The organism is Rhizobium sp. ZPR4, assembly GCF_040215725.1.
Taxonomy (GTDB): domain Bacteria; phylum Pseudomonadota; class Alphaproteobacteria; order Rhizobiales; family Rhizobiaceae; genus Rhizobium; species Rhizobium rhizogenes_D.
In genome coordinates, this window is the sequence record NZ_CP157969.1 from 147047 (window position 1) to 170995 (window position 23949).

Genomic DNA, 23949 nt, shown 5'->3' on the forward strand with positions numbered 1-23949 from the left:
TCGAACAGCAAGCATTAAAGCATGTGGATGGAATGGCAACCGACGGCCCTCAGGCGATCGCGCGGCGCACCGTCTCGATGGCTTCCCGGACCCTTCGCGGCGCTGTGCCGCCCTTGTGATCGCGGCTGGCGACAGAACCCTCGACAGTCAGCACCTCGAAGACATCCTCGCGAATACCAGGCGAAAAGGCCTGCATGTCGGCGAGCGAAAGCTCCGAAAGCGTCGGCAGCGCCTTGTCGCGGGCAGCACCGACGATCGCGGCCACGGCGTGGTGCGCATCGCGAAACGGCAGACCGGCGCGGACGAGGTAATCGGCAAGATCGGTTGCCGTGGAATAGCCCTGATTGGCAGCCGCGAGCATCTTTGCATGCTTGGCCGTGATGGTCGGGATCATCTGCGCCGTGACGCTGACCGCAGCGCGGACGGTCTCGAGCGTATCGGTGAGCGGCGGCTTCGATTCCTGCTGGTCCTTATTGAAAGCGAGCGGCTGGCTTTTCATCAGCGCAGCCGAAAAGGCGAGATTGCCCATAACACGGGCGGCCTTGCCGCGCACAAGCTCCGCAAGATCCGGATTGCGCTTCTGCGGCATGATCGAGGAGCCGGTGCAGAACTGGTCGCCCACTTCGATGAAATCGAACATCGGCGTGCACCAGAGGATGACTTCCTCGCTGAAACGCGACAGGTGTCCCATGATGATCGAGCCGGCACTGCAGACATCGACGACATAATCACGGTCGGAAACGGCGTCGAGCGAGTTGGCAAAGGACGTAGAGAAACCAAGCTCGGAGGCGCTGTATTCGGGATCGATCGGATAGCCGGTGCCTGCGAGCGCTGCGGCACCAAGCGGTGAAACGTTGAGGCGTTCGCGCGCCGCGCCGACACGATCGAGATCGCGCAGGAACATTTCGACATAGGCCATGAGATGGTGACCGAAGGTCACGGGCTGCGCCACCTGCAGATGGGTGAAGCCCGGCATGATCGCATCGGCGTGTTTCTCGGCAAGGTCGACGAAGGCGCCGATGAGCGTCTTTAGATCATCAGCAAGAAGATCCAGTTGCTCGCGCGCATAGAGACGAATGTCCGTCGCCACCTGATCGTTGCGCGATCTTGCGGTGTGCAGCTTCTTGCCGGCATCGCCGATCAGCGCGATCAGCCGATCCTCGACATTGGTATGAACGTCTTCAAGCTCCGTCTTCCACTCGAAGGCGCCGGAGCGCATTTCTTCCGCCACCTGGTCGAGGCCGGTCTGGATCTGCGCGTTGTCCCCGGCAGTCAGAATGCCAGCGCGGGCAAGCATTTCGGCATGAACCTTGGAACCAGCAACGTCGTGCAGGGCGATGCGCTTGTCCTGATCAAGACATTCGTGAAAGCTTTCGAAATCCCTGGAGACGGCCTCCTTGAACAGCGGGGACCATGTGGCTTCTTTCTGGTTTCTCATCGCGGTCTTCCCTTTTGAACGAATGCCACCCTCCTCCGGGCGCATCCTCTATTGAAGCAGCGCAAGCAGGCTGCGGGTGTCGGTCTGGTTTTCGAGATCGAGAACGTAGTCGCTGAGAGCGTCGACCCTTGATCCCGGCAGCACCATGCCGGCGAGCGCTGCATATTTGCCGATCAGCCTTTCATCGCTCAGCGGGTTCTGCGGTCCCCCGAGTGGAAATTCGACAACGAGCCGATGTCGCTCGCCCGCGGCAGTCACGATGGTGATCGCCGGTTCATCCTCGTCCTTCATGGCGGGATCGATACGCACTGTGATACGATCCATCAATGGACCAATCTCGGCAGCCGACCACGCGGACTCCTCAAGTTCGGCCAGAAAAACCTTGCCGTAACGCAACCGCGCCGCCAGCGCATAGGGCAGGCTCATCTGCGCCTGGGCGCGGGATGAAATGATCTTGCCGCCGCACATGCCATACTGGAAACCGCTGATATCCACCTTGATGGCGGCGATATCGGCGGGACCAAGCCCATGACGCTGCAGCAGCAAATCCAGCGCATCGATCCCCGCATGCGTGCCCCGGCAGGTGGCGTGCGGCTTTATGGAGCACCGGTTCAGCCGCCAATAGTGTCCGAAATCGCGGACGAGCGCCTGCGGATCGCCCTTGCCGGCACCGAAGGTCGCGAAAAAGCTGCCCCAGCGCTCCGCCTCGAAAACGCTGTCGGGGCCTTCGAAACCCTGCCCTGCGAGGTAAGCGGCCATGAGCCCGCCTTCGGCGGCACGGCCAGCGTGGAGCTTTTTGGTCGAGCTGCCATTATGGATGAACGCCCAGGTGCCGCCAGCAAAGGAGCAGGCCGAACCCAAAGCGGAGGCCATGGCATTCACATCGAGGTTCACCAAACTGCCGACGGCGGCGGCAGCTCCGAACGCGCCGCACGTCCCCGTTGAATGCCAGCCGAGACCATTGTGCTCTTCATATCCGCCGACGGCTTCCAGCACGCGCCGCCCGACCTCGTAGCCGAGCAAGACGCTGCGCAACAGGTCGCGACCACCAACCGGCCCTTCGTGATCGCCAAGCGCGGCGAGCACGGCTGGAAGGACGACTGCACCGGAATGATCGCAGCCGCCGCTGTCGTCAAGCTCGTAGGCATGGGCAGAAACACCGTTGACGAAAGCCGACGTTCTCGCGTCCGACGCAATCGATCGGCCCCAGATCAGGGAAGATCCGGTTCCGGCCTGGATACCGAGCATTGCGACGACGGCGTCAGTTTCGCGGGATGCCGAACCGGCGATCGCAGCACCCAGCGTATCGAGAATATGAAGCTTCGCCTTGTGGATGGTCTCGGGTGGAAAGGCTTCATAGTTGGTCGAGCAAACGAGATCCGCCAGTGCCTGGGTCAGATTATCGCTCACGGGACCGTTCCTCATCGACATAGTCTTCATAGACATTGATCGGGTGGTCGCCCGGTGCAGCAAGGCCCTTGTCGGCGTGCCAGCGGGCTACGTCTGCGGCCGTCGCCAGCCACACGTCGTGGAAGCTCGTGATATGGGCAAGCAGGGCTTCAACAAGTGCGATCCGGCCCGGCGTGCCGGTCCATTCCGGGCGAAGCTGGATGACGCAACAGAGGCCGTATTTGCGGTAGGCATCAAACTCGGCGATCCAGTTGCCGAGCACTGCCTCATAAGACGGGATGCGGCTTTGCCCCTTCGGGAAGGCCGGCGTGAAATTGAACTGGAAGTAAGGCCGGTCCTCGAGCTCGTTGTGAACCGGGATCTCCACCAGCGACGAGGAATGAGTGTAGGGCACATCGTCCCCATTCAACGATGCCGACCAAGAATAGCCAGCCTCGACGAGCAGGCGGTCGAAGCGACGCGGCCAGTTGCCAGCCGGAAGCCGGAAGCCGGAGACGTCATTCGATGCGATCGCATTCAGCCTCTCGCGACTGCGCTTCAGCAGATCGACGGCTTCGGGCGCGGAGATGGCTTCGTAGCGCTCGAAATCCCAGCCATGGCTTTCGATCTCATGGCGCGGCGACACGACATCGCGCAGCAATTCTTCGTGTTTCTCCGCGACGACCCCGGGCACGAACCAGCTCGTGGATATACCGGCATCGGCAAAGGCGTTGCATAGGCGCTCGACGCCGCGTGTTGCGCCATATTGCCAGACGGAAAAGCTCTTGCTGCGCCCCTTCAAGTCCGGCGCCTGCGCGACGGCATCGAGGCCATCATCAAAGATCACGGAGACAATGGCCGCGCATCTCTTGCCCTGTGGCCAGAAGCCTTCAGAAGCCGTGCTGGTCATGCGGCAGTCTCCGAATGTTGTACGATCCACCATTTTGCGATTTCGGCGCAATGCGTTGCCCAGACGCGGTCGCCATGGGCGGTGATCGCTTTAAACAGGCCTTCAAGGATCGCGAGCCGGCCGGGCTTGGCGCAGACCTTCGGGTGCAGGATCGTCGTCCAGCAGAGCCCTTCGCGGTGATAGCCTTCGAATTCGGCGCACCAGTTCTTTTGAACATCGGCGTAGCCCGAGATGCGGTCGAGACCGATGGGAAAATCAGGCTCTTCGGTATAGGCGAGCGCGGTATAATCATCGATATCCCAACGCCCCGGAATCTCGACCAATCCGCGCCCGCGCGGCGTGGTATGAAAGTAAGGCCTGTCATCACCGCGCATCGAGCTCGAATAGATCACGCCGAACTCGTGTAGCAATTGCGCCGTCTCGTCGCTCCAGTCGCCCGACGGTGTGCGGAAGCCGACGGGCGATACACCCATTCGGCTTCGGAAGATGTCACGGGATCGACCCATGATATCGAGCTGCTGCTGGTAGCCGCAGTCGATGAAGACCTCGTGATAATGGCCGTGATAGGCAATCTCGTGGGCATCGCGAAGAATACGCTCGCATTGCGAGGGCCAATGTTCGACCACCCAGGTCGGCACGAAGAAGGTAGCCTTGAGGCCGTAGGCCGCGAGAAGATCGAGAAGGCGCGGCAGCGCCCGCCACGGGCCATAGGCGCCCTGCGTGAAATAGCGCGGATTGGACAGCAGCGAGCCGTCGAGCATCGCATCGCCCGTCGGGCCATCGACATCGAAGGCGAGCGCCACAGCCGATTGCCGGCCTTCCGGCCACAGGCTTGGTTTCGCCGATTTGGTTGCATTCTTCGCAGTCATGGGACTCTGCATGCGTCTTGAGGTGTTTTCGGGCGCAACCATCCATCCGTGGGCGCTGAGGCGCCCCGGCCGATGGCTGCATGCAATGGGATGAAGGAAGCGCCGCTATGATCGCGGCGCTTCTTCTAAGTGTTACTTGACGCCGTTGATGACGGCCTTCGGAACGGCATTGTGGACAAGGCCCCACTTCTTGAGGATCTCATCGTAGCTGCCGTCCGTGATCAGCGCGTCGAGAGCGCCGGCAACCGCGTCGCGAAGCGCGGTATGGTCCTTCTTGAAGCCTATGCCGAAGGTGTCGTTGCTGAGCAGCGGCTCACCAACGAGCGTATAGGTGTTTGGCTCGACGCGCATCTGGTAAGCGATCGTTTCGATGCCCTGCACGACGGCGTCATAGCGGCCCTGCTTCATGCCAAGACGGGCCGCGTTCGAATCCGCGGTCCCCTCGAACTTGATGGCGGGCTTGCCCTTGCCTTCGCAATTCTCGGCACTCCAGGCCTTGACGTTATCGCCGAAGGAGGTGCTGCGGCTTCCGGCAACCGTCTTGCCGCAAAGGTCTGTCGCCTGCTTGTAGGTCCCGGCATTGGCGTTGACGGTGAAGAGGATCGGGCCGCTGGTGATGTAGTCGACGAAGTCCATGGCGGCCTGGCGCTTCACGTTGTCGCTCATGCCGGAGATGATCATGTCGGCGCGGCCGGTCTGCAGGCCGCTCTGCAATTCCTGGAAAGCCGAGGTCACGAAGACGGTCGTCAGGTTGAGCTTCTTGGCGATCGCGTTTGCCAGATCAACGTCGAAACCATCGATCGTACCGGTGTCCGGATTGACGAACTCCATCGGCGGATAGATCGGGTTGGTCATTATGCGGAGCTCGCCATCCTTGATCAGGTTCAGGCTTGAATCCGCGGAGGCGGCGGTGGCCGCAAGCGACAGCAGGGCTACTGAGGCGGCGAGACGAATGAGTTTCATGCAATTCTCCTCTGATGATCTTTCTTCAGGTTCTTTTGTTGTTAAAGCACCGCAGAGATGAAGTTCTTCACTCTGGGATTCCTGGGGTTTTCCAATATGTCGCTCGGCGTCCCGGTCTCGACGATCATGCCGGCATCCATGAAGACGACGCGGTCGGCGACCTCGCGGCAAAAGCCGATTTCATGCGTAACGACGATCATCGTCGTGCCTGACGCGGCAAGTTCCTTCATGACGCCGAGCACCTCGCCGACGAGCTCGGGATCAAGCGCCGAGGTCGGTTCGTCGAAGAGCATCGCCTTCGGTTTCATGGCGAGCGCGCGGGCAATGGCGATGCGCTGCTGCTGGCCGCCGGACAGCTCGCCCGGATAGGCGCCCGCCTTGTCGGCGAGGCCGACACGCTGCAGGAGAATGCGCGCCTCGGCGATGCATTCCTGCTTGGGCCGCCTCTGCACACCGACCGGACCTTCGATGATGTTCTGCAGGACGGTGCGATGCGGGAAAAGATGGAATTTCTGGAAGACCATGCCGACGGACTGACGCTGGCGGGCGATCTCGCGATCCGGCAGGTGAAACAGCCTGTTGCCCTCGCGGCGATAGCCGGCGATCTCATCCTCGACCGTGACATAGCCGCCGTCGATCTGTTCCAGCTGGTTGATGCAGCGCAGGAAGGTGCTCTTGCCCGAGCCGGAAGGCCCGATGATGCAGACCACTTCGCCCTTCCGGATCTCGAAATCGATGTCCTTCAGGACGTGAAACGTGCCGAAATACTTCTGCAGGCCGTGTGCCTTGATGATCGCGTCCATCAGGAAGCCTCCCCGACCAGAGCCTGGTTGGCTGCCTGCTGGGCGCTCGCATCACGCCGGCCCCAGCCCTTGGAGAAATGCCGCTCGATGTAGATTTGCGCAATGCTGAGCACGGTGACGACGACCATGTACCAGATCGCGGCAACGATCAGCAGTTCGATGACGCGCGAATTGACGTAGTAGATATCCTCGACGTTTTTCAGCACCTCGGAATATTGGATGACGCTGGCAAGCGACGTCAGCTTCACCATGCCGATGGTTTCGTTGCCGATCGGAGGAACGATAACGCGCATGGCCTGCGGCAGCACGATCTTCAACGTTGCCCTAAGCTTCGTCATGCCGATCGATTGCGCCGCTTCCATCTGGCCCTTGTCGATTGACAGAAGGCCGGCCCGCACGACTTCGGCTGTGTAAGCGCCCTGCTGAATGCCAAGGCCGAGAAGGGCGGCCACGAAGGGCGTCATGACATCGACGGTGCGGATCGACCACAATCCCGAAATGCCGATCGTCGGAAAGATCAGGGCGAGATTGAACCACAAGAGAAGCTGCAGCAGCGCCGGCGTGCCGCGAAACAGCCAGACATAGCCGACGGAAATACTGCGCAGAACCGGATTGTCGGACATGCGCATGATCGCTGCGATGACGCCGAGGACGATGCCGACGATCATGGCGCAGAAGGTCATGATGATCGTGTTGCCAACCCCTGCCAGGACGGCCCTGGTGAACAGGTTCTGTCCGACATATTCCCAGGCGATGTCGCCCTTCCAGAAGGCTCTCGCCAACAGAAGAAGCAGGATTATGCAGATTGCCGCCATGATCTTCGTGCCGATCTTTCGCTGCGGCACGATCACAAGCGCATTCACGTCCAGTGGCGCTGAGTTGGTCAAATTTCGATCCCCTGAGCTCGTTGGTGAGCTTCCATTTTCTAGTGGGGAAAAGTTACGTTGCTTTTGAATTCATCCGCAAACGAGATTTAGACATGTAATTTATGCGCTTTACGCATAAATCAGGGACACCCATGAGGATGTTGCACCGTCTGGTCGCGGCGAATTGGGATGGAGGAAGCCGGGGCTTCTTGTTTCACCGATCCGGCGTGAGGGCGGTCTCGACCCTGCGCAGAAGGCTTTTTAGCTCCGGTTCCCGAACGCGGGCGGCCGCCTCGTTGGGCGAGAACCATTGCCGCTGGCGCTGACCGCGCTCGGGAAAGCGCTCGTCCAGTCCCGTCACCTCAAGCAGATGAACCTGAACTACGGAGGGAACCGTATCGCCGGTATCGAGAGACTTCAGATAGGTATAATAGCCAAAATTCTTCTTCCTGGCCTTTCCCTTGACGCCGGCCTCTTCCCAGGCCTCGCGTTCGGCGACCTGATGCGGCAGCCTGCCTTCCATCGGCCATCCCTTGGGAATGACCCACCGGCCGCTGTCGCGCGACGTGATCAGCAGGATTTGCACATCCTTTCGCGCGGGCAAGCGCCTGTAACAGATCGCGGCATATTGCTCGATCAACCGGCCGGCAAAGAGCTTTCCAGCTTCGTCCGCCAAACGACCGAGATAGGTCTTTTTAGTCATGTGCCGTCACTGCCGCCTGCCGGACCGGGCTCGGCGTCCGGCTTTGCAGCAGTTCGCCGCGCTCTTCCAGAACGGGATAGGCGGCGGCGGCAACGAGGTGGGAATTGATCTGCTTGAGGTCGCGCAGAAGGTCGAGGTGAAGCGAGCTGGTCTCGGCCGTCTCGATCCCGCCCTGACGTAAGCGCTGGAAATGGGCTTCCGTTCCCTCACGCTCCGCCTTGCGGAAAATCACCTTCTCGTCCGCCAGCATGCGCGCGGCACTCTCGTTCTGTGTCATGAACAGAGCGGCCGTCGTTTGCAGGTTCGACTGCAATCGGTCGAACAATGTCGCCAGTTCGAGCTGCCCTTCCTTCGAGAAACTCAAACCTCGGCGCAGGCGTTTTGCCAGGTGCGGCAGGAGGTTCTGGTCGAGCACATCGCCGGCATGTTCCATGTTCATCGAGAACAGCAGGATCTCGTTCAGACGTCTCCTGTCGGCTTCGCCGAGCTCATCGGGATCGATCGAGGTCAGGTAGGTCTTCACCGCCGTATTCAGGCTGTCGAGGATATTGTCCAGCGAGCGCAATCGTGTCAGCGCCTTTCGATCCGTGTCCGACAAGGCGGATTTGGCGCCTGCAAGCATTTCCGAGAGCACATCGACCAGTCTCAACGCCTCGCGTGCTGCCGCGCCGAGAGCGACCACAGGCGTTTCCTTGGCGGCCGGATCGAGATATCTCGGGCGTGTCGGATCGGCCTCGTCGATCTTCTGCGGCAGCAATTTGGTCAAGAGATCGGCATAAGGCCGCAACAACGGCATGAACACCACGGCCAGAACGACGTTGAAAGCGCTGTGAAAATTGGCGACGGCACGGGCGCTGTCGCTATCGACCAGCGCCGACAGGCGGGTGATCCGCTCCAAGAGGCCAATCACCGCAACAACGCCGATAATACGCGTCAGCATGTTGCCGATGGGCAGCCGCTTGACGGAGAGATCGGCGCCCGACTGCCCTTCGATGAGTGGATTAATCGCAGTGCCCAGATTGGCGCCGAGAACGAGCGCAAAGGCCTGATCGACGCTGACCAGCCCCTTGCTTGCCAGAGACATGATGAGCAGCACGACGGCCACGCTGGAATGGGCAGCCCACGTCAGAACGGCTGCGAGAAGCATGCTCAGCACCGGTGTCGCAGCGATCGCATCGAGGACGTAGGCGAGCGCTTTCGACCCCTCATACTGCGTCATCAGGTCGAGGAGCTGATGCAGCGCCAGAAGCATGAAGCCAAGCCCGATCATGACGCGCCCGAGATCGTGCACACGCGAATTCGCGGTCCGGCGAAACATCAGCACGCCGATAAGGATGAGGGCCGGCGAAGCGGCGGCAACATCGAAAGACAGCACCTGGACAATCAGCGTCGTGCCGACATTGGCCCCCAGCATGACGGCAAGCGCCGGCACGAGGTCCACCAGACCGCCGGCTGCAAAGCCGGAGGCCATCAGGCCGGTAGCCGTGCTGCTCTGCAGGATGGCGGTGACGCCGATCCCGGCAAAAAACGCCTTCGTCCGATTGCTGAGCGCGCGACCGAGAAAGGAGCGCAGATCAGGGCCGAAGGCGCGCTGGATGCCGGTCTGGACCATGCGCGTGCCCCAGAGCAAGAGGGCGATGTGACCGGCCAGAGCAACGAGGCCGAAAATAAGCGCCATGGTGGTCCTCCATATGCCTGCGATGCCCGGATAAATGCCGGACATCAATATCGCGATTACCTAAACTTTCATTAGCCGACTATGTTTCTTTGTCTTTGCACCTTTTGCAAGACCAGATTGTCACAAAACTGATAGGATAATAATTTCTACATTAAAAATCATACTGATAGATTGTCATAAATTCTGTCACTATCACTACGAATATCCATACTTCCGGGAAAGGTCGGCCTGAAAACGACGATTTTCTGTCTGCAACGAGATTGTTTGAGGATCGCTGCTTCGCCTTTTCGCTTTGATCCGTCCAATGTCTGGCCAATATAGCACAAAAGCCTTCATTTGCCGTGCGGCGGGCCTACGGCCACAGGCTAGAAGACAGACTGGCGAGGAATTCGAGATGACGCATTTTATCTGCATCACATGTGGCGCACAGTTCGGCGAAGGCGACAGACCGCCGCCGACCTGCCCGATCTGCGAGGACGAGCGCCAGTTCGTACCTCAATCGGGGCAGGAATGGACCGACATGGCGGATATCGGCCGGAGGCATGCGGTAATCTGGAATGAAGAGGCCAAAGGCGTTCACAGTCTGCAGATCGCGCCCCATTTCGGCATTGGCCAGCGCGCCTTTCTGATCGAAGGACCTGATGGCAATATCCTCTGGGATTGCCTCAGCCTTATCGACGAGGCCAGCAAGGCGCGGATTGCCGCCATGGGCGGCTTAAGCGCGATCGCGATCTCCCACCCTCATTTCTATTCGTCGATGACCGAATGGAGTGCCGCCTGCGGCGGAGTGCCGATCCATATCCACGCCGACGATGGCGACTGGGTGCAAAGGCAGAGTGCTGTGCTACGTCTATGGAAAGGCGAGACGCTGCCGATTGGCGGAGCGACCATGATCCGGTGGGCGGCCACTTCAACGGCAGTTCCGTGCTCCATTGCCCCTGGCTCGAAGGCGGGCGCGGTGCTCTCTTCGTCGGCGACACAATGCAGGTGACCATGGACCGCAAATTCGTCAGCTTCATGCGCAGCTACCCAAATCTCATCCCGCTCGCGCCCAGGGCCGTGACGGCGATATCGGAAGCTGTCCGACCCTATCGTTTCGAGGCGATCTATGGCGCATTCCCCGGCAGAACGGTCGAAAGCGACGGCAGCCGCGTGGTGGAGCGCTCCGCGGAAAGATACCTGAAGGCGATCGCAAGTTGAGAATTTTGCAACCGATGTTCCGCTTCAGACATGGGCCTACTCATACATGAAACAGAAAATACCGACGCGGCGAACGCCGGATGCTGGGCTTGCCGCTGCAATCGTATCAGAGGTCATTGGTTGCACTCCGGTTACTGTTAGACGCTTCACTACCGGCGCGCAGCACTATGTCTTCGATCTTCAGTTCGCTGACCGGCCTTCGGCCGTTATGCGCATTGCCGATCCATCCGCTCGGGCCGAAATGGCCGGTGCGGTTTATCTTTCGCGATTATTGCGGCCCGGTGGTGTGCCGCTTCCAGCCATTCTGGCCGAAGATATTGACGCGGAGTTTCCCTGGCTTCTGCTAGAGCGTTTTCCCGGCACGGATCTGGGTTCGGTCATCTTCAACCTTGCGGAAGAGAAGCTGGATAGGATTGCTTCACGCGTGGCGCATGCTCAGGCCATCACAGCAAGAACCATATCCGCAGGACGCTACGGATATGCCGCACGAGCGGAACAAGCGCCACACGGCGTGTGGTCGCAAGTGTTGCTTACCAATCTTGCTCGTTCGCGAGGGCGGATCGGATCTGCCGGATTGTTTGATGTCGGGCTGGTTGACGCAGTCGAACACGAGGTAACAATCCGACGCGAAGAGCTCGACAAGATTGAAGCGATACCTTTCCTGCATGACACCACGACAAAGAATGTAATTGTCACACCTGAGGGCGCGTTCAGCGGCATTGTTGACGTCGATGATCTTTGCTTTGGCGATCCGCGTTATCCTGCCGCTTTAACATTGGCTGCGCTGATGGCCTATGGCGGCCCCGTGAGCTACGTCGATGCGTGGCTCCGGCACGCTGGGCGAGCCGATGACCGGCTTTTTCGTCTTTACACGAGTGTCCTTCTACTGGACTTGATGGCCGAGCACGGCCACGTTTTCAACGGCAACGAGACTCCGTTAGCACCGGCAGTTCAGGCCGCGATGCAGAGCGCACTTGAGTTCAATCTCAACTTAGTACGGTCATGAATGCCGCGTAGTTCAAGACTTCACTACGCTCCGGCGGCCACCGGCGATATCCGTCCTTGTTTCCAGTCCAATCCGACCGCGCCGAACTAGTTTTCCAGCGCCGCCTGCTTGTCCTTGACCAGCCGCGCCGGCAAATTGACGGTGACGGACAGTCCCCCAAGACTGGAACGGGCGAGCGTCAGCTTGCCGTCATAGGCTTCAACCAGATCCTTGGCGATCGCCAGGCCGAAGCCGGTTCCGGCGATGCTTTCGTCCAATCGTCTGCCGCGGCGGATGAAAGCCATTTCCGCATCCTCGGGCAGACCCGGGCCATCGTCTTCGATGCACAGCTCCACCCCCTCGGGCAACTGCGACAGGCGAACCTTGACCTTCCCGGCTGTCCATTTCCTGGCATTGTCGATCAGATTGCCTGTGATGTCGGCAAAATCCGCCTCGTCGATCGCCAGCCACATCTCGGTCGGCGCCATAAGTTCGAAATCGATCTTCCGCTCGGTCGACAGGCGCCGCATGACCGAGATGATCTTCTGGAGATCGGCGCTGGCATCCATGACGCCGACGGTATGGGCAGCCGCAAGGCTCGCGCGGGTTTGCGCCAGCGTTCGCTTGATCTGCGCCTCCATCCGGCTGACTTCCGTCTGGATGGCCGCGGCCCGCTCCGACATGCCCTCTTCCGAAAGAATGCGGGCGGTCGCCTCAAGTGCTGCGAGCGGGGTCTTCAGACCATGCGCCAGATCGCCGGCGCGAGCTCGCGCCTGCGTCAACTGCGTCTCACGCGATGCGAGCAGGCCGTTGAGATCGTCGACGAGAGGCTGGACCTCGCGCGGAAACTGGCCGGTGATCTTGCGCGCGGATCGCTCCTGCACCGCCATCAATGCCGCGCGCAGATCGTTGAGCGGCCGCAATCCGTATCTCAGAAAGGCAATGACGGCCACGATGAGAGCGGCTGACAACACGCCCAGGGATGGCGCCATGGCGTAGAAGAAACGCCAGCGCGCGGGCGCGAGCTCGCGATTGTCCAGCCCCATCAAGATATCGACCATCTGATCGCCCGTCGCCGAAGGGATGGAGATGGAGCGCTCGACGGCAAGAAGATGGCTGCCGTTCGGTCCTTTCATATCCGTTGCCCGGCCAGCATCGCGAGGGCGCGAACGAAGCCAGGGCAGATTCTGCTCCCAGAGGGATTGCGAGCGCAGCTCCACGTTGCCGTTGCGGCCGACCTGCCAATAGAAACCGCCATTCGGGATGCCGAAACGGGAATCCGTCGGCGTATCGTCGAGAAAGAGCTGGTTGGACGAATTGATATCGACCGCGGCCAAAAGAACGCGCAATTCCTCGTCTATCTCGGAGAGGGCAAGCGCCCTGACAGCCAGCCCGGAAATGGCATTGATGCCGACGCCTGCCAGAAAGGTTGCGACAATGATTGCCACCGCAGAACCCAGCAGCAACCGCCCTCGCAGCGAAAACGGCGTCATGACGGCGGCGCCTCGCGCGGAATGATATAGCCCTGGCCACGCCGCGTCTCGATGACAGTGCCGTCGAACTTGCGGCGCAGGCGGGCGACGACCACTTCAAGCGCGTTCGACAGAAGCTCCGTCTCTTCGTCATAGATGCTGTCGGCGATCTGCGTTCGGGAAAGCACAGTGCCGGCATTGTGCATCAGATAGGCAAGGAGCCGATATTCGAGCGCCGTCACCTGGACCGGCTGCCCACGAAACGAAACCGTACGCTGGCGCGTGTCAAGTTCCAGCACGCCGTTGGAAAGGATCGGAGAGGATTGTCCGGCGGCGCGGCGCATTAGTGCGCGCACGCGGGCCAGAAGTTCTTCCATGCGGAAAGGCTTGGTCAGATAGTCGTCGGCGCCCGCATCCATGCCGTCGACCTTGTCGCGCCAACCGTCTCGCGCCGTCAATATGATGACGGGCATACCGCGGCGTTCTGCACGCCAGCGTCGCAGCACCGTCAGGCCATCGAGCTTGGGAAGTCCGAGATCAAGGATGACAAGATCGAAATGCTCGATATCGCCGCGATACCAAGCCTCCTCGCCGTTGCTCACGGTCGAGACGACATAATGCTGGTCCTCCAGGCAGCGGCGCATGTCCGCCACAATACTGGGCTCATCCTCAGCAATCAGAATGCGCATTTTCAGCGTCTCTCGATCACGGCGAGTGTTGCACCGTCGAGCACTATGTCACCACGTTTGCCATCCGGCTTCAATACGCGCACGGCATAAGCCTGACGCCCAGCCCGGCGAACCCGCTTGATTCGCAGCACCTTTCCCGGCATTTCACGCGCGACGACCGCGTAAATCTCGCGCAGCGGCCGCAAGGTACCGGCATCTTCGACCAGAACACTGCTATGCGAACGAGCTAATGCCTCCATGCCTGGCGAGCTCAGCAATGCCGTCACCAAGAGAACGGACAGCCAGCGGTGCCAGCCGGCTCTTCGCCCGAATATGCGCAACGATATCAATCCTTCTTCCGAGATAGCACACGGGGCTCGCCCCACGCCGATCCAAACATAGCTTTCCCAACATTACAATTCCCTGACAGCGCCCGTAAGAGAGCTGCAAATTGAAGGGTGTATAAGCATTGATAGATGGCACGCTGATTGTGTCGAGTTTCGTTTCGCAGAAGTTACCATGACTATCCAGATCTCGTCGATTACCCCAAATGCCAGCCTCTCGGTTTCCTCAGGCGGCATTCGGCCTGAGTTCGTCCGCAATGAAACCCTGGTGGACATATTCAAGGCAACGGTTGCCCGCAGCCCCGACAAGACGGCACTGACCCTGATCGGAACCGACCAGGCGATGACCTATGCCGAACTTGACCGGCTCTCCGATGAGGCGGCGCGTGCGCTCGGCCGTCGTGGTATCGGCCCCGGCGATTTCGTTGGCCTGTGGTTCCAACGCTCCCTTGAGCTACATGTCGCGCTTCTGGCGATTCTCAAGGCCGGAGCTGCCTATATCCCGTTCGATGCGTCCGCTCCTGCCGATCGCGTAGCTGTCAGCCTGGCCGATTGCGGCGCGAAATGGCTGCTGACGCATGACGAAAAGGCGGCGCTCGCACCCGAATTCGATGGTCAGACACTGCTCCTCAAGACGCTGTTCGCCGAAGATGACGATGGCATTGCACCGCGGGTCGCCACTCACGGCGATCCCGCTTATGCCATCTATACGTCCGGCTCCACGGGCAAGCCGAAGGGCATCGTCATCACACACCGGAATATCTGCCACTATCTGCGGGCGGGTAACGATGTCCTCGGCATGGTCGAATCGGATGTCGTTCTTCAGCAGGCCTCAGTTGCTTTCGACCTTTCGCTCGAAGAAATATTCGTTCCCTATCTGGTCGGCGCGACGCTGAAGGTTGCCACATCTGCCGTCATGGCCGAGCTGGACAGGCTCGCCGATGTGCTGGAAGCGGAAAAGATCACGGTCATCGATACCGTGCCGACCCTGCTCACCATGCTGGAACGCGATGTCGAAAGCTTGCGCATCATCATCGTCGGCGGCGAAGCCTGCCCTCCGGCAATCGTCAGCCGCTTCTCCAAAGCCGGCCGGCGCCTGATCAATACTTACGGCCCGACCGAGACGACGGTGGTTGCAACCTACGTCGAACTCGATCCTTCCCGACCCATCACGATCGGCTGCCCGATCGCCAACACGACCGCCTATGTCGTTGATGAAAACCTGCAGCTTGTAGCGCGCGGCGATACCGGTGAATTGCTGATCGGCGGACCGGGTGTTGCTGCCGGATACAGAAACCTGCTGCAGCTGACCGCTGCCAAGTTCATCGCCAACCCCTTCGCGCCCCATAACGATCCGGTACTTTACCGCAGCGGCGACGCCGTGTTGATGGACGAAGAAGGCCAGCTCCATTTCCTCGGCCGCATCGACGATCAGGTCAAGATACGCGGCTATCGCATCGAGCTCGGCGAGATCGAGATCGTTGTCGGTGAGCTCGCCGATGTGAAAGCTGCTTCCGTGGTCGTACATCGGCCGCCGGATGGCGAGGAGATGCTGGTCGCCCATGTCGTCACGACAGGCAGCAACTTCGATCGCGACAAGGCGCGCACAGTGCTCGCCGCGAAACTGCCGCCCTATATGGTGCCTGCCGCCTGGCACAGCCATGTGTCGCTGCCGCGGCTTTCCTCCGGCAAGATCGACCGCAAGACGCTTGCCGCAATCCCTCTGGTCGCCGACCAGTCGACGCAGGCACAAGAGCCGCCCCGCACATGGACCGAAGCCCAGCTGCTGAAAGCGGCCACGGAGGCGCTTCGCCTGCGCTCCATCAGCTTCGAAGCCGATTTCTTCACCGAGCTCGGCGGTCACTCCATGCTCGCGGCCCGTTTCGTTTCCGAAGTCCGCAAGATCCCGCTGCTGGCAGGCATCGCCCTGCGCGACGTCTATGCCGGCCGCACCCTGCGTGGCATCGCGGCGATCCTGGAGCAGCGCACGGAGCGTACTTCCGGACAGGAGCGCAAGAATTTCGACCCGGTTCCGTGGCGCCGGCGCTTCCTCTGCGGTCTGGCGCAAGCGGTGGTGCTGCCCTTCATCGTCGCGATCGCAACGCTGCAATGGATCGGCCTGCTGCTCGCCTCGATCCTGCTGATCGATGACGGCGCCTCGGTCTGGAATGAAATTCTCATTCTGGGCGGCGTCTATCTCGCTCTCAATCTCGGCGAGAAGCTGGTTGTCGTTGCCCTCAAATGGCTCGTCATCGGCCGCACACGCCCTGGCGTCTATCCGCTGTGGGGCGCCTATTATTTCCGCATCTGGCTGATGCAACGCATCGTCCAGCTCACCGCTCCGAAATTCCTCAAGGGCTCGCCGCTCATCCGCGTCTATATGCGCGCACTCGGCGCCAGGGTCGGCAAGGATGCGATGATCGACGAATTCGAGGAAGGCGCGATCGACCTTGTGAGCGTCGGCGCAAGATCCAGCCTCGGCGTCAAGATCAAGCTCGCCAATGTCGAAGTCATCGGCAATGAGATCCATGTCGGCACGATCGATATCGGCGATGGCGTACAGATCGGCAACGGCTCCGTCATCGGCCATAACGTCAAAATCGGCGACGGCGCCGTCATCGGCGATCTGACGGCAATTGCCGCCGGCACCCATGTCGAGGCCCATACTCGCTGGGACGGTTCGCCCGCTCGCCAGACCGGCCATGCGGAACATGAGGAAATGCCGGCGCATCCGGAACTCGGCGTCGCTGGACGCGTGTTCCAGTTCGCCGCCTATTTCGTTGCCTACAATCTCAGCCTCGTCGTCGGCCTGCTGCCGATCTTCCCGGCCTTCTACCTGTTCTCTGCCGTACAGCAGATCTATGCACCTGGCTCCGACGAAGCCCTGTCCTGGGGAATGATCGCCGCACTCTCATGGCCGGCTTCCCTGCTGCTGATCGTCGTGTCCATGGCTGTCGTCGTGGTCTTGCGCTGGGTGCTGCTGCCCCGCGTCGTACCCGGCCGCTACTCGATCTTCGGCAATCTCTATTTCCGCAAATGGGTTGTCGGCCTGACCACCGAGGCCATGCTGGAAACGCTGAACTCGCTCTACGCCACCGTCTTCATGCGCAACTGGTATCGCCTGATGGGTGCCAAGATCGGCAAGGGTACGGAAATCTCGGCAAACTTCGCCGGTCGCTACGACCTCATCGAAATGGGCCGCGACAACTTCATCGGTGACGAGACCATCTTCGGCGACGAGGAAATCCAGAATGGCTGGATGATACTCAAGCGCCTGAAGACGGGCGATCGCTGCTTCTTCGGCAACTCCTCCGTCATCTCGCAAGGTGCCGTGATCGAGAGCGATTCACTCGTCGGCATCAAGACGCGCCTGCCCGACTCCATGCACGTCAAGGCAGGTGAAACCTGGTGCGGCAGCCCTGCCTTCCAGTTCCCGACGCGCGAGAGGCTGCAGGCGGCTGCGTCCGCCACCTATGCACCGCCGCTGCGTATGCGCCTTGTGCGCATCGTGTTCGAAGCCATGCATACCTCGTTGCCAACCGCCATTCTCATCGTCATGGCGCTCGCAATGTCCGACATGATGGCAAGCGCGATCGATGATGGCGCTTGGGGAAGACTGTTCTGGACGCTGATGGCTTCCGGCCTCGCAACTTCGGGCATCCTGTATCTGGTCGCCGTCGCCTTTAAATGGACGCTCATCGGTACCTACAAGCCGATGAACCGGCCGATGTGGTCCTGGTGGGCAATGCGTACCGAGGCCGTCGCGGTCTTCTACGGCGGGCTCGCCAGCAAGATGCTGCTTGACTATCTGCGCGGCACGCCCTTCCTGCCATGGCTGCTCCGTCCCTTCGGCACCAAGATCGGCCAGGGGGCATGGATCAACAGCACCGATATCTGCGAGTTCGATTGCACCCATATCGGCGACCATGCCGTACTCAACATGGGATCCTGCCCGCAGACCCATCTCTATGAAGACCGCATCATGAAGGTCGGCCGCATCATGATCGGCAAAGGCGTCTCCATCGGTACGGGAAGCACCGTCCTGTACGAGGCCAATGTCGGCGATTTCGCTGAGATCGGACCGCTGACCCTGGTCATGAAGGGTGAAGCCATCCCGCAAGGAACGTCATGGGTCGGCACCCCCGCCCAGGCGGTTCAAGCCGAGCAGGAGCAGGCCCCGGTTGCTCGGAAAGAGACCCTGCCCTCCGCCGCCGCGTGAGCAGCGGCATGACGGCCCCTCGATTTGAGGTCGTCCTGACGGTCGCAAATGCGATCGCCATCCTTGTCCGCCCGATGCCGGGCGGACGAGCAGAGCGTGATAAGGTCGCGCAAGTAGCCTTGAGAACAGCAACACAGCGGGACGATCTTTCCATCTATCGCCGGCCAAGTGAACGGCCGGCGCTCAGGCATCCCTATCACGAACTGGGTATTTCGCTTTCGCATCGCGCCGATCTGCTGCTGGCGGGCTTTGCGCCTGATGGCGCTGTCGGTGTGGATATAGAGATCGAAGATATCAACGGATTCGAACCGGTGGCCTTTGCCGCCGATCACTTCTCACCGCAGGAAGCGGCCGCGGTAGCCGCCCTCGATAGCGCGGCGGCACTGGAGATTTGCTACCGGCTGTGGGTCGCCAAGGAGGCTGCATTGAAGATCAGCGGCCGCGGCATTTTCGACGGGCTGGACGAACCCGATCTGGCGGCGCAACTGCACCTCCTCCGCACCGATGGCGCAATCATCCAGCTTGACGCCGGATCGCGGCTGCCGCCGATTGCACTCACCGTGACCCGGTTTGGCGGGGCCGCGGCTCAATCCGTCTATTGCGCCCTTGCCAGGGATATGAGCTGAACGGCCGTCGCTTGATGGCAAGCATTGCGGGCGAGCGCGGCTTGAAGCCGCGGCTTGTCATACCGTGTCGATATCAGGGCCGCGGGGGCGCATCTGCGTCTTCGCGCGAGGCAAACCAGTTTGCCAAGGTCGCGCCGGAAATATTATGCCAAACGGAGAAGATCGCGCTCGGAACAGCAGCGATCGGCGAGAAATAGGCGGTTGCGAGCGCAGCGCCCAGACCTGAATTCTGCATTCCGACTTCGATCGCCAGCGCCTTGCGCTTGTAGAAGTTAAGCCCAAGCACCTTCGACGCATAATAGCCGAAGAGGTAGCCGAGACCGTTGTGCAGCACGACGACGACGAAAATCAGCAGGCCGGACTGCACGATGGCCGCCTTCGAGGCACCGACGACGGCGGCAACGATCAGAACGATGCCGATGACGCTGACGAGAGGCAGAACAGGGATCGCCCTGCGAACCAGGCCAGGCACGGCCTTTTGCGCGATGAAGCCAAGCAGCAGCGGCACGATGATGACCTGCACGATGCTGATGAACATCGACCAGGCATTGACAGGCAGATATTGGCTCGCGAACATCCAGACAAGGAATGGCGTGACAATCGGCGCGGCAAGTGTCGTCACACTCGTGCAGGCGACCGACAGCGCTACGTCGCCACGCGCGAGATAGGTCATGACATTGCTCGAGGTTCCGCCTGGGCAGCAGCCGACCAGAATGACACCGGCAGCGACTTCCGGCGGCATCGGAATGATCCGCGTCAAAAGCAGTGCCAGTGCCGGCATGATGCCGAAATGGGCGATGACGCCGATCGCGACCTCATGCGGACGACGCGCCAGCTCGCGAAAGTCGTCTCCGGATATGGTCAGTCCCATGCCAAACATGATGATGCCGAGGAGCACGACGATCCAGGGTGCAAACTGCTTGAAGACATCGGGCAGGAAAAAACCGAGAACCGCAAACAGGATGACCCATATGGAAAAGGTCTTGCCGACGAAGGCGGAAAAGGATGCCAGGAATTTCATGGGATCTCCGGGGGGAAGGAGCATAATGATATATGGCCGGTCTAAACCCGGCGCTCCGCGTGTCAAGGCGTCGAATTGCCCGATCCGTCTGCTTCCATCATCTATGCGGCATAAATCCATCGAAGGGCGCAGCAGGTTTGCCCTGCAAGGAGCCAATACATGACTGTCACCGAACCGGAACCCATGTCCCGCACGAAGGCCATATCCTATGCCATTGGCCTGCCGCTGGCGCTGCTCGTGCTTGTCTTTCTGCCTGCCGGCCGCCTCGATTGGGTGCCCGGATGGGTCTTTATCGCGTTCCTTGTGGTAAGCTATGGGATAGCGACGCTGATCATGCGTCGCGTGAACCCCGTGATCTTCAGGGCGCGCAGCCGCTTCCAGGCCGGGACCAAACGCTGGGACCTCATCCTGGTTTCGCTCATGTGCCTTGGCATGATCGCCGAAATACCGCTTGGAACTCTGGATGTCGGAAGGATGGCGTGGTCGGCAATGCCAATCTCCATCGTGATCCTGGGTTATATCCTGCTTGCCGCCGGCATTGCGCTCGGCACATGGGCACAAGCCGTCAATCGCTTTTTCGAGCCCGGTGTCCGCCTCCAGCGCGAACGTGGCCAGCATGTCATCAGCAATGGTCCCTACGCATTCGTGCGTCATCCCGGCTATGTCAGCGCGATCATGATCTTTGCCGGGTTGGCACTGGCGATCGGTTCTTGGTGGGCTCTAACCCCAGCCGCGTGGGCAAGCGGTCTGCTGATCCTGCGCACAAGCTGGGAAGACGCGCTGCTGCAAGCCGAGCTGGAGGGCTATGCCGACTATGCCAGGCGCGTACGGTTCCGATTGCTGCCCGGTCTCTGGTAGAGCCTTGCCGCCTTCCGCTGCGGCATAACGAACTGCGCGCCCGATCGCATATTGACTGGCACGACCTGCTTTGATCTGTTGTTCGGAAATGGCAATGCCAGACGTTCGGCAAATCGGCGGATGTCCGGGAGGAACAGCAAGGCATGACGATGGAGGCTGTACGGGCGGTCAGCCTGAAACAGGTGGCGATTTCCTTTGAAATGGCCGGCAAGGCACGGTTCGACGCCGTAGCGGCGACCAATCTGGATGTAGAGGCGCATGAGTTCGTGGCCATTGTCGGCCCGACGGGTTGCGGTAAATCCACGCTTCTGAACGCGGCGGCTGGCCTTTTGACGCCGGCCTCCGGCACGGTCGAAGTCTTCGGCCAACCGCTGAAGGCAATCAATCGGCAGGCAGGCTATCTCTTCCAGCAGGATTCGCTGATGCCGTGGAAAACGGTTCTCGAGAATGTTGCGATCGGACTCGAGATCGCGGGAACGGATACGACCGAGGCAAGAAGGATCGCCCGCGATTGGCTGGGGCGTGTCGGCCTTGCGACATTTGCCGATCGTTTCCCACGAATGCTCTCCGGCGGCCAGCGCAAGCGCGTCGGTCTCGCCCAGGTGCTCATCCGCAATCCGAAACTGCTCCTGATGGACGAGCCTTTCGGACCGCTCGACGCGCAGACACGCCTCATCATGGGCGACCTCCTGCTCAAGCTCTGGTCCGAGGACCGCAAGGCCGTGCTATTCGTTACGCACGATCTCGATGAGGCTATTGGCCTTGCCGACCGCGTTGTCATCATGTCAGCCGGTCCGAAATCCCGCATCATCGGCGATTTCAAGGTGCCTTTGGAGCGACCGCGCGATATCGGCGAGATACGCCACGATCCCGTCTTCAACCGGCTTCATCGCGATATCTGGCAGGCGCTGCGCGATGAAGTGATGACGGCCTATCGCCAGAGCAGTGGGGAGGTCGCATGAACCGCTCCCTCCTTCTCCTGCTGCAGATCCTGGTGGCGCTTGTCATTCTGGTCCTTTGGCATCTTGCAACAAATACCAGCCTCTTTGGCAACCCGAAGACCATATCCTTTTTCTTTGCCGATCCGCTCAAGGTCGCGCAGCGTGTCATCCAATGGTTCGCCAGCGGATCGATCTGGTATCATCTCTGGATTACCTTATCGGAATCGATCCTCGCTTTCCTGCTCGGCGCCTTCGGCGGCATCGTCTTCGGCTTCTGGTTCGCGCGCCGGCCGCTGATCGCCGCGGTGTTCGATCCTTACGTGAAAGCGGCAAACGCGCTGCCTCGCGTCGTTCTCGCCCCGATCTTCGCGCTCTGGTTCGGCCTCGGCATCTGGTCCAAGGTCGCGCTTGGCATCACGCTGGTTTTCTTCATCGTCTTCTTCAACGTCTATCAAGGCGTCAAGGAAGTCAGCCAGCCGGTCCTGTCCAATGCCCGCATGCTTGGCATGAACGAGCGCCAGCTGCTGCGCCATGTCTATTTGCCCTCCGCACTTTCCTGGGTGTTTTCCAGCCTGCATACCTCGGTAGGTTTTGCCGTCGTCGGCGCGGTCGTCGGTGAATATTTGGGCTCTGCCGCGGGTCTCGGCTATCTCATCCAGCAGGCCGAGGGTGTTTTTGACGTGACGGGCGTCTTTGCGGGCATGGTAGTTCTGACCGCCTTTGTCCTGCTCGTGGACTGGGCGATGACGATGGTCGAACGGCGCCTGCTGGCCTGGCGCGGCCAGTAGCACATGGAAAATAGTGAAGTGGAGGAAAAAGGAACATGGAACGCAGGACATTTCTGATCGGGACGGCAAGCTTCGGTATCGGCGCGTCGCTTACCGGCATCCTCCCCGCCGCGGCACAGGATGCGAAACCGGAAAAGCCGGATCTGTTGATCGGTGTCGGCGGCAAGCCGCTGCTCTATTACCTGCCGCTGACCATCGCCGAGCGGAAAGGCTTCTTCAAGGAAGAGGGTCTCAACGTCACCATCAATGATTTCGCCGGCGGTTCGAAGTCGCTCGAAGGCTTGATCGGCGGCTCGCTCGATGTCGTCGCCGGCGCCTATGAACACACGATCCGTATGCAGAACAAGGGGCAGGATATCGTCGCGATCTGCAATCTCGGCCGCTTCCCGGGCATCGTTATCGCCGTGCGCAAGGATCTCGCCGGCGAGATCAAGTCGATGGCCGATATGAAGGGTCGCAAGATCGGCGTGACCGCGCCAGGCTCCTCGACGGCGCTGATGTTCCAATATGCCATGCTGAAGAACGGATTGAAGACCGACGATGCGTCGCTGATCGGCGTCGGCGGCGGAGCCGGCGCGGTTGCCGCGGTCAAGAGCGGTCAGATCGACGGTCTTTCCCACCTCGATCCGGTTATCGCGCAGCTGCAATATGACGGCGACATCACCGTCCTTCTGGATACCCGCACCGAAGCCGGCACCCGCGCGCTTTTCGGCGGCCCGAACCCGGCCGCGACCGTCTACATCAAGCGCGAATTTGCTAAAGAGAATCCGATCACCACGCAGCGGACGGTCAATGCCTTCATGAAGGCATTGAAATGGATCGCGACGGCAAGCCCCGAAGATGTCGCCGGCGTCGTGCCGGAAGAGTACCTGCTCGGCAATCGTGACCTCTATATGCAGGCCTTCAAGAATTCCAAGGAAATGTATTCCCCGGACGGCATGGTCACGATGGAAGGCTATAATTCCATGATGGGCGTCTTGAAGACGCTCGATCCCGAACTCGCCAATGCCGACGTGCCCTTCGACAAGACATTCGATCCGACCTTCGCAAAGGCCGCAAAGACCTGATGGAAGCAACAGGCGTGGCCGGCATTTTGGCCGGGCACGCCTGACCCCCGACAGCTCGGGGTGATCGAACCGAAATCTCTGTCAGATTGAGCAAGCGTCGACGGGCCAGCGTGATGCTTACGGGGGAAGCTTTCGCCTATC

At 60.5% G+C, this 23949-nt stretch carries 20 protein-coding genes and 1 pseudogene; 8 read left to right on the forward strand and 13 right to left on the reverse strand.

The window, feature by feature from the left end; translation table 11 throughout:
- Nucleotides 1–49: 49 nt before the first annotated feature.
- The 9 genes from argH to ABOK31_RS28590 form a co-directional block, all read right to left on the reverse strand.
- Nucleotides 50–1438, reverse strand: a complete 1389-nt coding sequence (gene argH, locus ABOK31_RS28550) for an argininosuccinate lyase (RefSeq protein ID WP_349962195.1) — start codon at nucleotides 1436–1438, stop codon at nucleotides 50–52.
- A 48-nt stretch (nucleotides 1439–1486) separates the two neighbouring features.
- Nucleotides 1487–2848, reverse strand: a complete 1362-nt coding sequence (locus ABOK31_RS28555; RefSeq protein WP_349962197.1) for an MmgE/PrpD family protein — start codon at nucleotides 2846–2848, stop codon at nucleotides 1487–1489.
- Complete coding sequence (locus tag ABOK31_RS28560; protein WP_349962198.1) at nucleotides 2838–3737, reverse strand: polysaccharide deacetylase family protein; 900 nt, start codon at nucleotides 3735–3737, stop codon at nucleotides 2838–2840. Before ABOK31_RS28560 ends, ABOK31_RS28555 begins: the two co-directional genes overlap by 11 nt.
- Nucleotides 3734–4606 carry a polysaccharide deacetylase gene (locus ABOK31_RS28565; protein WP_349962200.1) on the reverse strand — a complete coding sequence of 291 codons (873 nt, stop codon included), beginning with the start codon at nucleotides 4604–4606 and terminating at the stop codon, nucleotides 3734–3736. Before ABOK31_RS28565 ends, ABOK31_RS28560 begins: the two co-directional genes overlap by 4 nt.
- Before the next feature lie 132 nt (nucleotides 4607–4738).
- Nucleotides 4739–5569: an ABC transporter substrate-binding protein gene (locus tag ABOK31_RS28570; protein ID WP_349962202.1), complete on the reverse strand. Its 831-nt coding sequence runs from the start codon at nucleotides 5567–5569 to the stop codon at nucleotides 4739–4741.
- Nucleotides 5570–5610: 41 nt separating this feature from the next.
- Entirely contained in the window at nucleotides 5611–6372 is a 762-nt protein-coding gene (locus tag ABOK31_RS28575; protein ID WP_349962203.1) for an amino acid ABC transporter ATP-binding protein, read from the reverse strand.
- Complete coding sequence (locus tag ABOK31_RS28580; protein WP_349962205.1) at nucleotides 6372–7259, reverse strand: amino acid ABC transporter permease; 888 nt, start codon at nucleotides 7257–7259, stop codon at nucleotides 6372–6374. Before ABOK31_RS28580 ends, ABOK31_RS28575 begins: the two co-directional genes overlap by 1 nt.
- A 193-nt stretch (nucleotides 7260–7452) precedes the next feature.
- Nucleotides 7453–7941: an NUDIX hydrolase gene (locus ABOK31_RS28585; RefSeq protein WP_349962207.1), complete on the reverse strand. Its 489-nt coding sequence runs from the start codon at nucleotides 7939–7941 to the stop codon at nucleotides 7453–7455.
- Entirely contained in the window at nucleotides 7934–9619 is a 1686-nt protein-coding gene (locus tag ABOK31_RS28590) for a Na/Pi cotransporter family protein (RefSeq protein ID WP_349962210.1), read from the reverse strand. The genes ABOK31_RS28585 and ABOK31_RS28590 overlap by 8 nt, the downstream gene beginning before the upstream one ends.
- 394 nt (nucleotides 9620–10013) lie before the next feature.
- On the opposite strand from ABOK31_RS28590, the pseudogene ABOK31_RS28595 reads away from it, so the two are divergent.
- Together ABOK31_RS28595 and ABOK31_RS28600 are read left to right on the forward strand one after the other, a co-directional pair.
- Nucleotides 10014–10819, forward strand: a pseudogene (locus ABOK31_RS28595) (MBL fold metallo-hydrolase).
- Nucleotides 10820–10865: 46 nt separating this feature from the next.
- Nucleotides 10866–11825 carry an aminoglycoside phosphotransferase family protein gene (locus tag ABOK31_RS28600; protein ID WP_349962212.1) on the forward strand — a complete coding sequence of 320 codons (960 nt, stop codon included), beginning with the start codon at nucleotides 10866–10868 and terminating at the stop codon, nucleotides 11823–11825.
- Between the two features lie 86 nt (nucleotides 11826–11911).
- On the opposite strand, the gene ABOK31_RS28605 is transcribed toward ABOK31_RS28600, so the two are convergent.
- The 3 genes from ABOK31_RS28605 to ABOK31_RS28615 are packed head-to-tail and all read right to left on the reverse strand — an operon-like array spanning nucleotide 11912 to nucleotide 14285.
- Nucleotides 11912–13297 carry a HAMP domain-containing sensor histidine kinase gene (locus ABOK31_RS28605; protein ID WP_349962215.1) on the reverse strand — a complete coding sequence of 462 codons (1386 nt, stop codon included), beginning with the start codon at nucleotides 13295–13297 and terminating at the stop codon, nucleotides 11912–11914.
- Nucleotides 13294–13965: a response regulator transcription factor gene (locus tag ABOK31_RS28610; protein ID WP_015342375.1), complete on the reverse strand. Its 672-nt coding sequence runs from the start codon at nucleotides 13963–13965 to the stop codon at nucleotides 13294–13296. Before ABOK31_RS28610 ends, ABOK31_RS28605 begins: the two co-directional genes overlap by 4 nt.
- 2 nt (nucleotides 13966–13967) lie before the next feature.
- On the reverse strand, nucleotides 13968–14285 hold the full coding sequence (locus ABOK31_RS28615) for a hypothetical protein (RefSeq protein ID WP_234910232.1): 318 nt from the start codon (nucleotides 14283–14285) through the stop codon (nucleotides 13968–13970).
- A 178-nt stretch (nucleotides 14286–14463) separates the two neighbouring features.
- Here ABOK31_RS28615 and ABOK31_RS28620 point away from each other — a divergent pair, with 178 nt between their 5' ends.
- Both ABOK31_RS28620 and ABOK31_RS28625 read left to right on the forward strand, forming a co-directional pair.
- On the forward strand, nucleotides 14464–18507 hold the full coding sequence (locus ABOK31_RS28620; protein WP_349962219.1) for a Pls/PosA family non-ribosomal peptide synthetase: 4044 nt from the start codon (nucleotides 14464–14466) through the stop codon (nucleotides 18505–18507).
- 8 nt (nucleotides 18508–18515) lie between these two features.
- On the forward strand, nucleotides 18516–19133 hold the full coding sequence (locus ABOK31_RS28625) for a 4'-phosphopantetheinyl transferase superfamily protein (protein ID WP_349962222.1): 618 nt from the start codon (nucleotides 18516–18518) through the stop codon (nucleotides 19131–19133).
- Between the two features lie 73 nt (nucleotides 19134–19206).
- On the opposite strand, the gene ABOK31_RS28630 is transcribed toward ABOK31_RS28625, so the two are convergent.
- Nucleotides 19207–20154, reverse strand: a complete 948-nt coding sequence (locus ABOK31_RS28630; protein ID WP_349962226.1) for a bile acid:sodium symporter family protein — start codon at nucleotides 20152–20154, stop codon at nucleotides 19207–19209.
- A gap of 159 nt (nucleotides 20155–20313) precedes the next feature.
- On the opposite strand from ABOK31_RS28630, the gene ABOK31_RS28635 reads away from it, so the two are divergent.
- From ABOK31_RS28635 to ABOK31_RS28650, 4 genes are all read left to right on the forward strand, one after another.
- Nucleotides 20314–21012 carry an isoprenylcysteine carboxylmethyltransferase family protein gene (locus tag ABOK31_RS28635; protein WP_349962229.1) on the forward strand — a complete coding sequence of 233 codons (699 nt, stop codon included), beginning with the start codon at nucleotides 20314–20316 and terminating at the stop codon, nucleotides 21010–21012.
- Nucleotides 21013–21155: 143 nt separating this feature from the next.
- Complete coding sequence (locus tag ABOK31_RS28640) at nucleotides 21156–21974, forward strand: ABC transporter ATP-binding protein (protein ID WP_349962231.1); 819 nt, start codon at nucleotides 21156–21158, stop codon at nucleotides 21972–21974.
- Nucleotides 21971–22741 (forward strand): ABC transporter permease, encoded by a 771-nt coding sequence (locus ABOK31_RS28645; protein WP_349962234.1) that lies wholly within the window; start codon nucleotides 21971–21973, stop codon nucleotides 22739–22741. The genes ABOK31_RS28640 and ABOK31_RS28645 overlap by 4 nt, the downstream gene beginning before the upstream one ends.
- 35 nt (nucleotides 22742–22776) lie before the next feature.
- Complete coding sequence (locus ABOK31_RS28650) at nucleotides 22777–23808, forward strand: ABC transporter substrate-binding protein (protein WP_174172498.1); 1032 nt, start codon at nucleotides 22777–22779, stop codon at nucleotides 23806–23808.
- Nucleotides 23809–23949 lie beyond the last annotated feature (141 nt).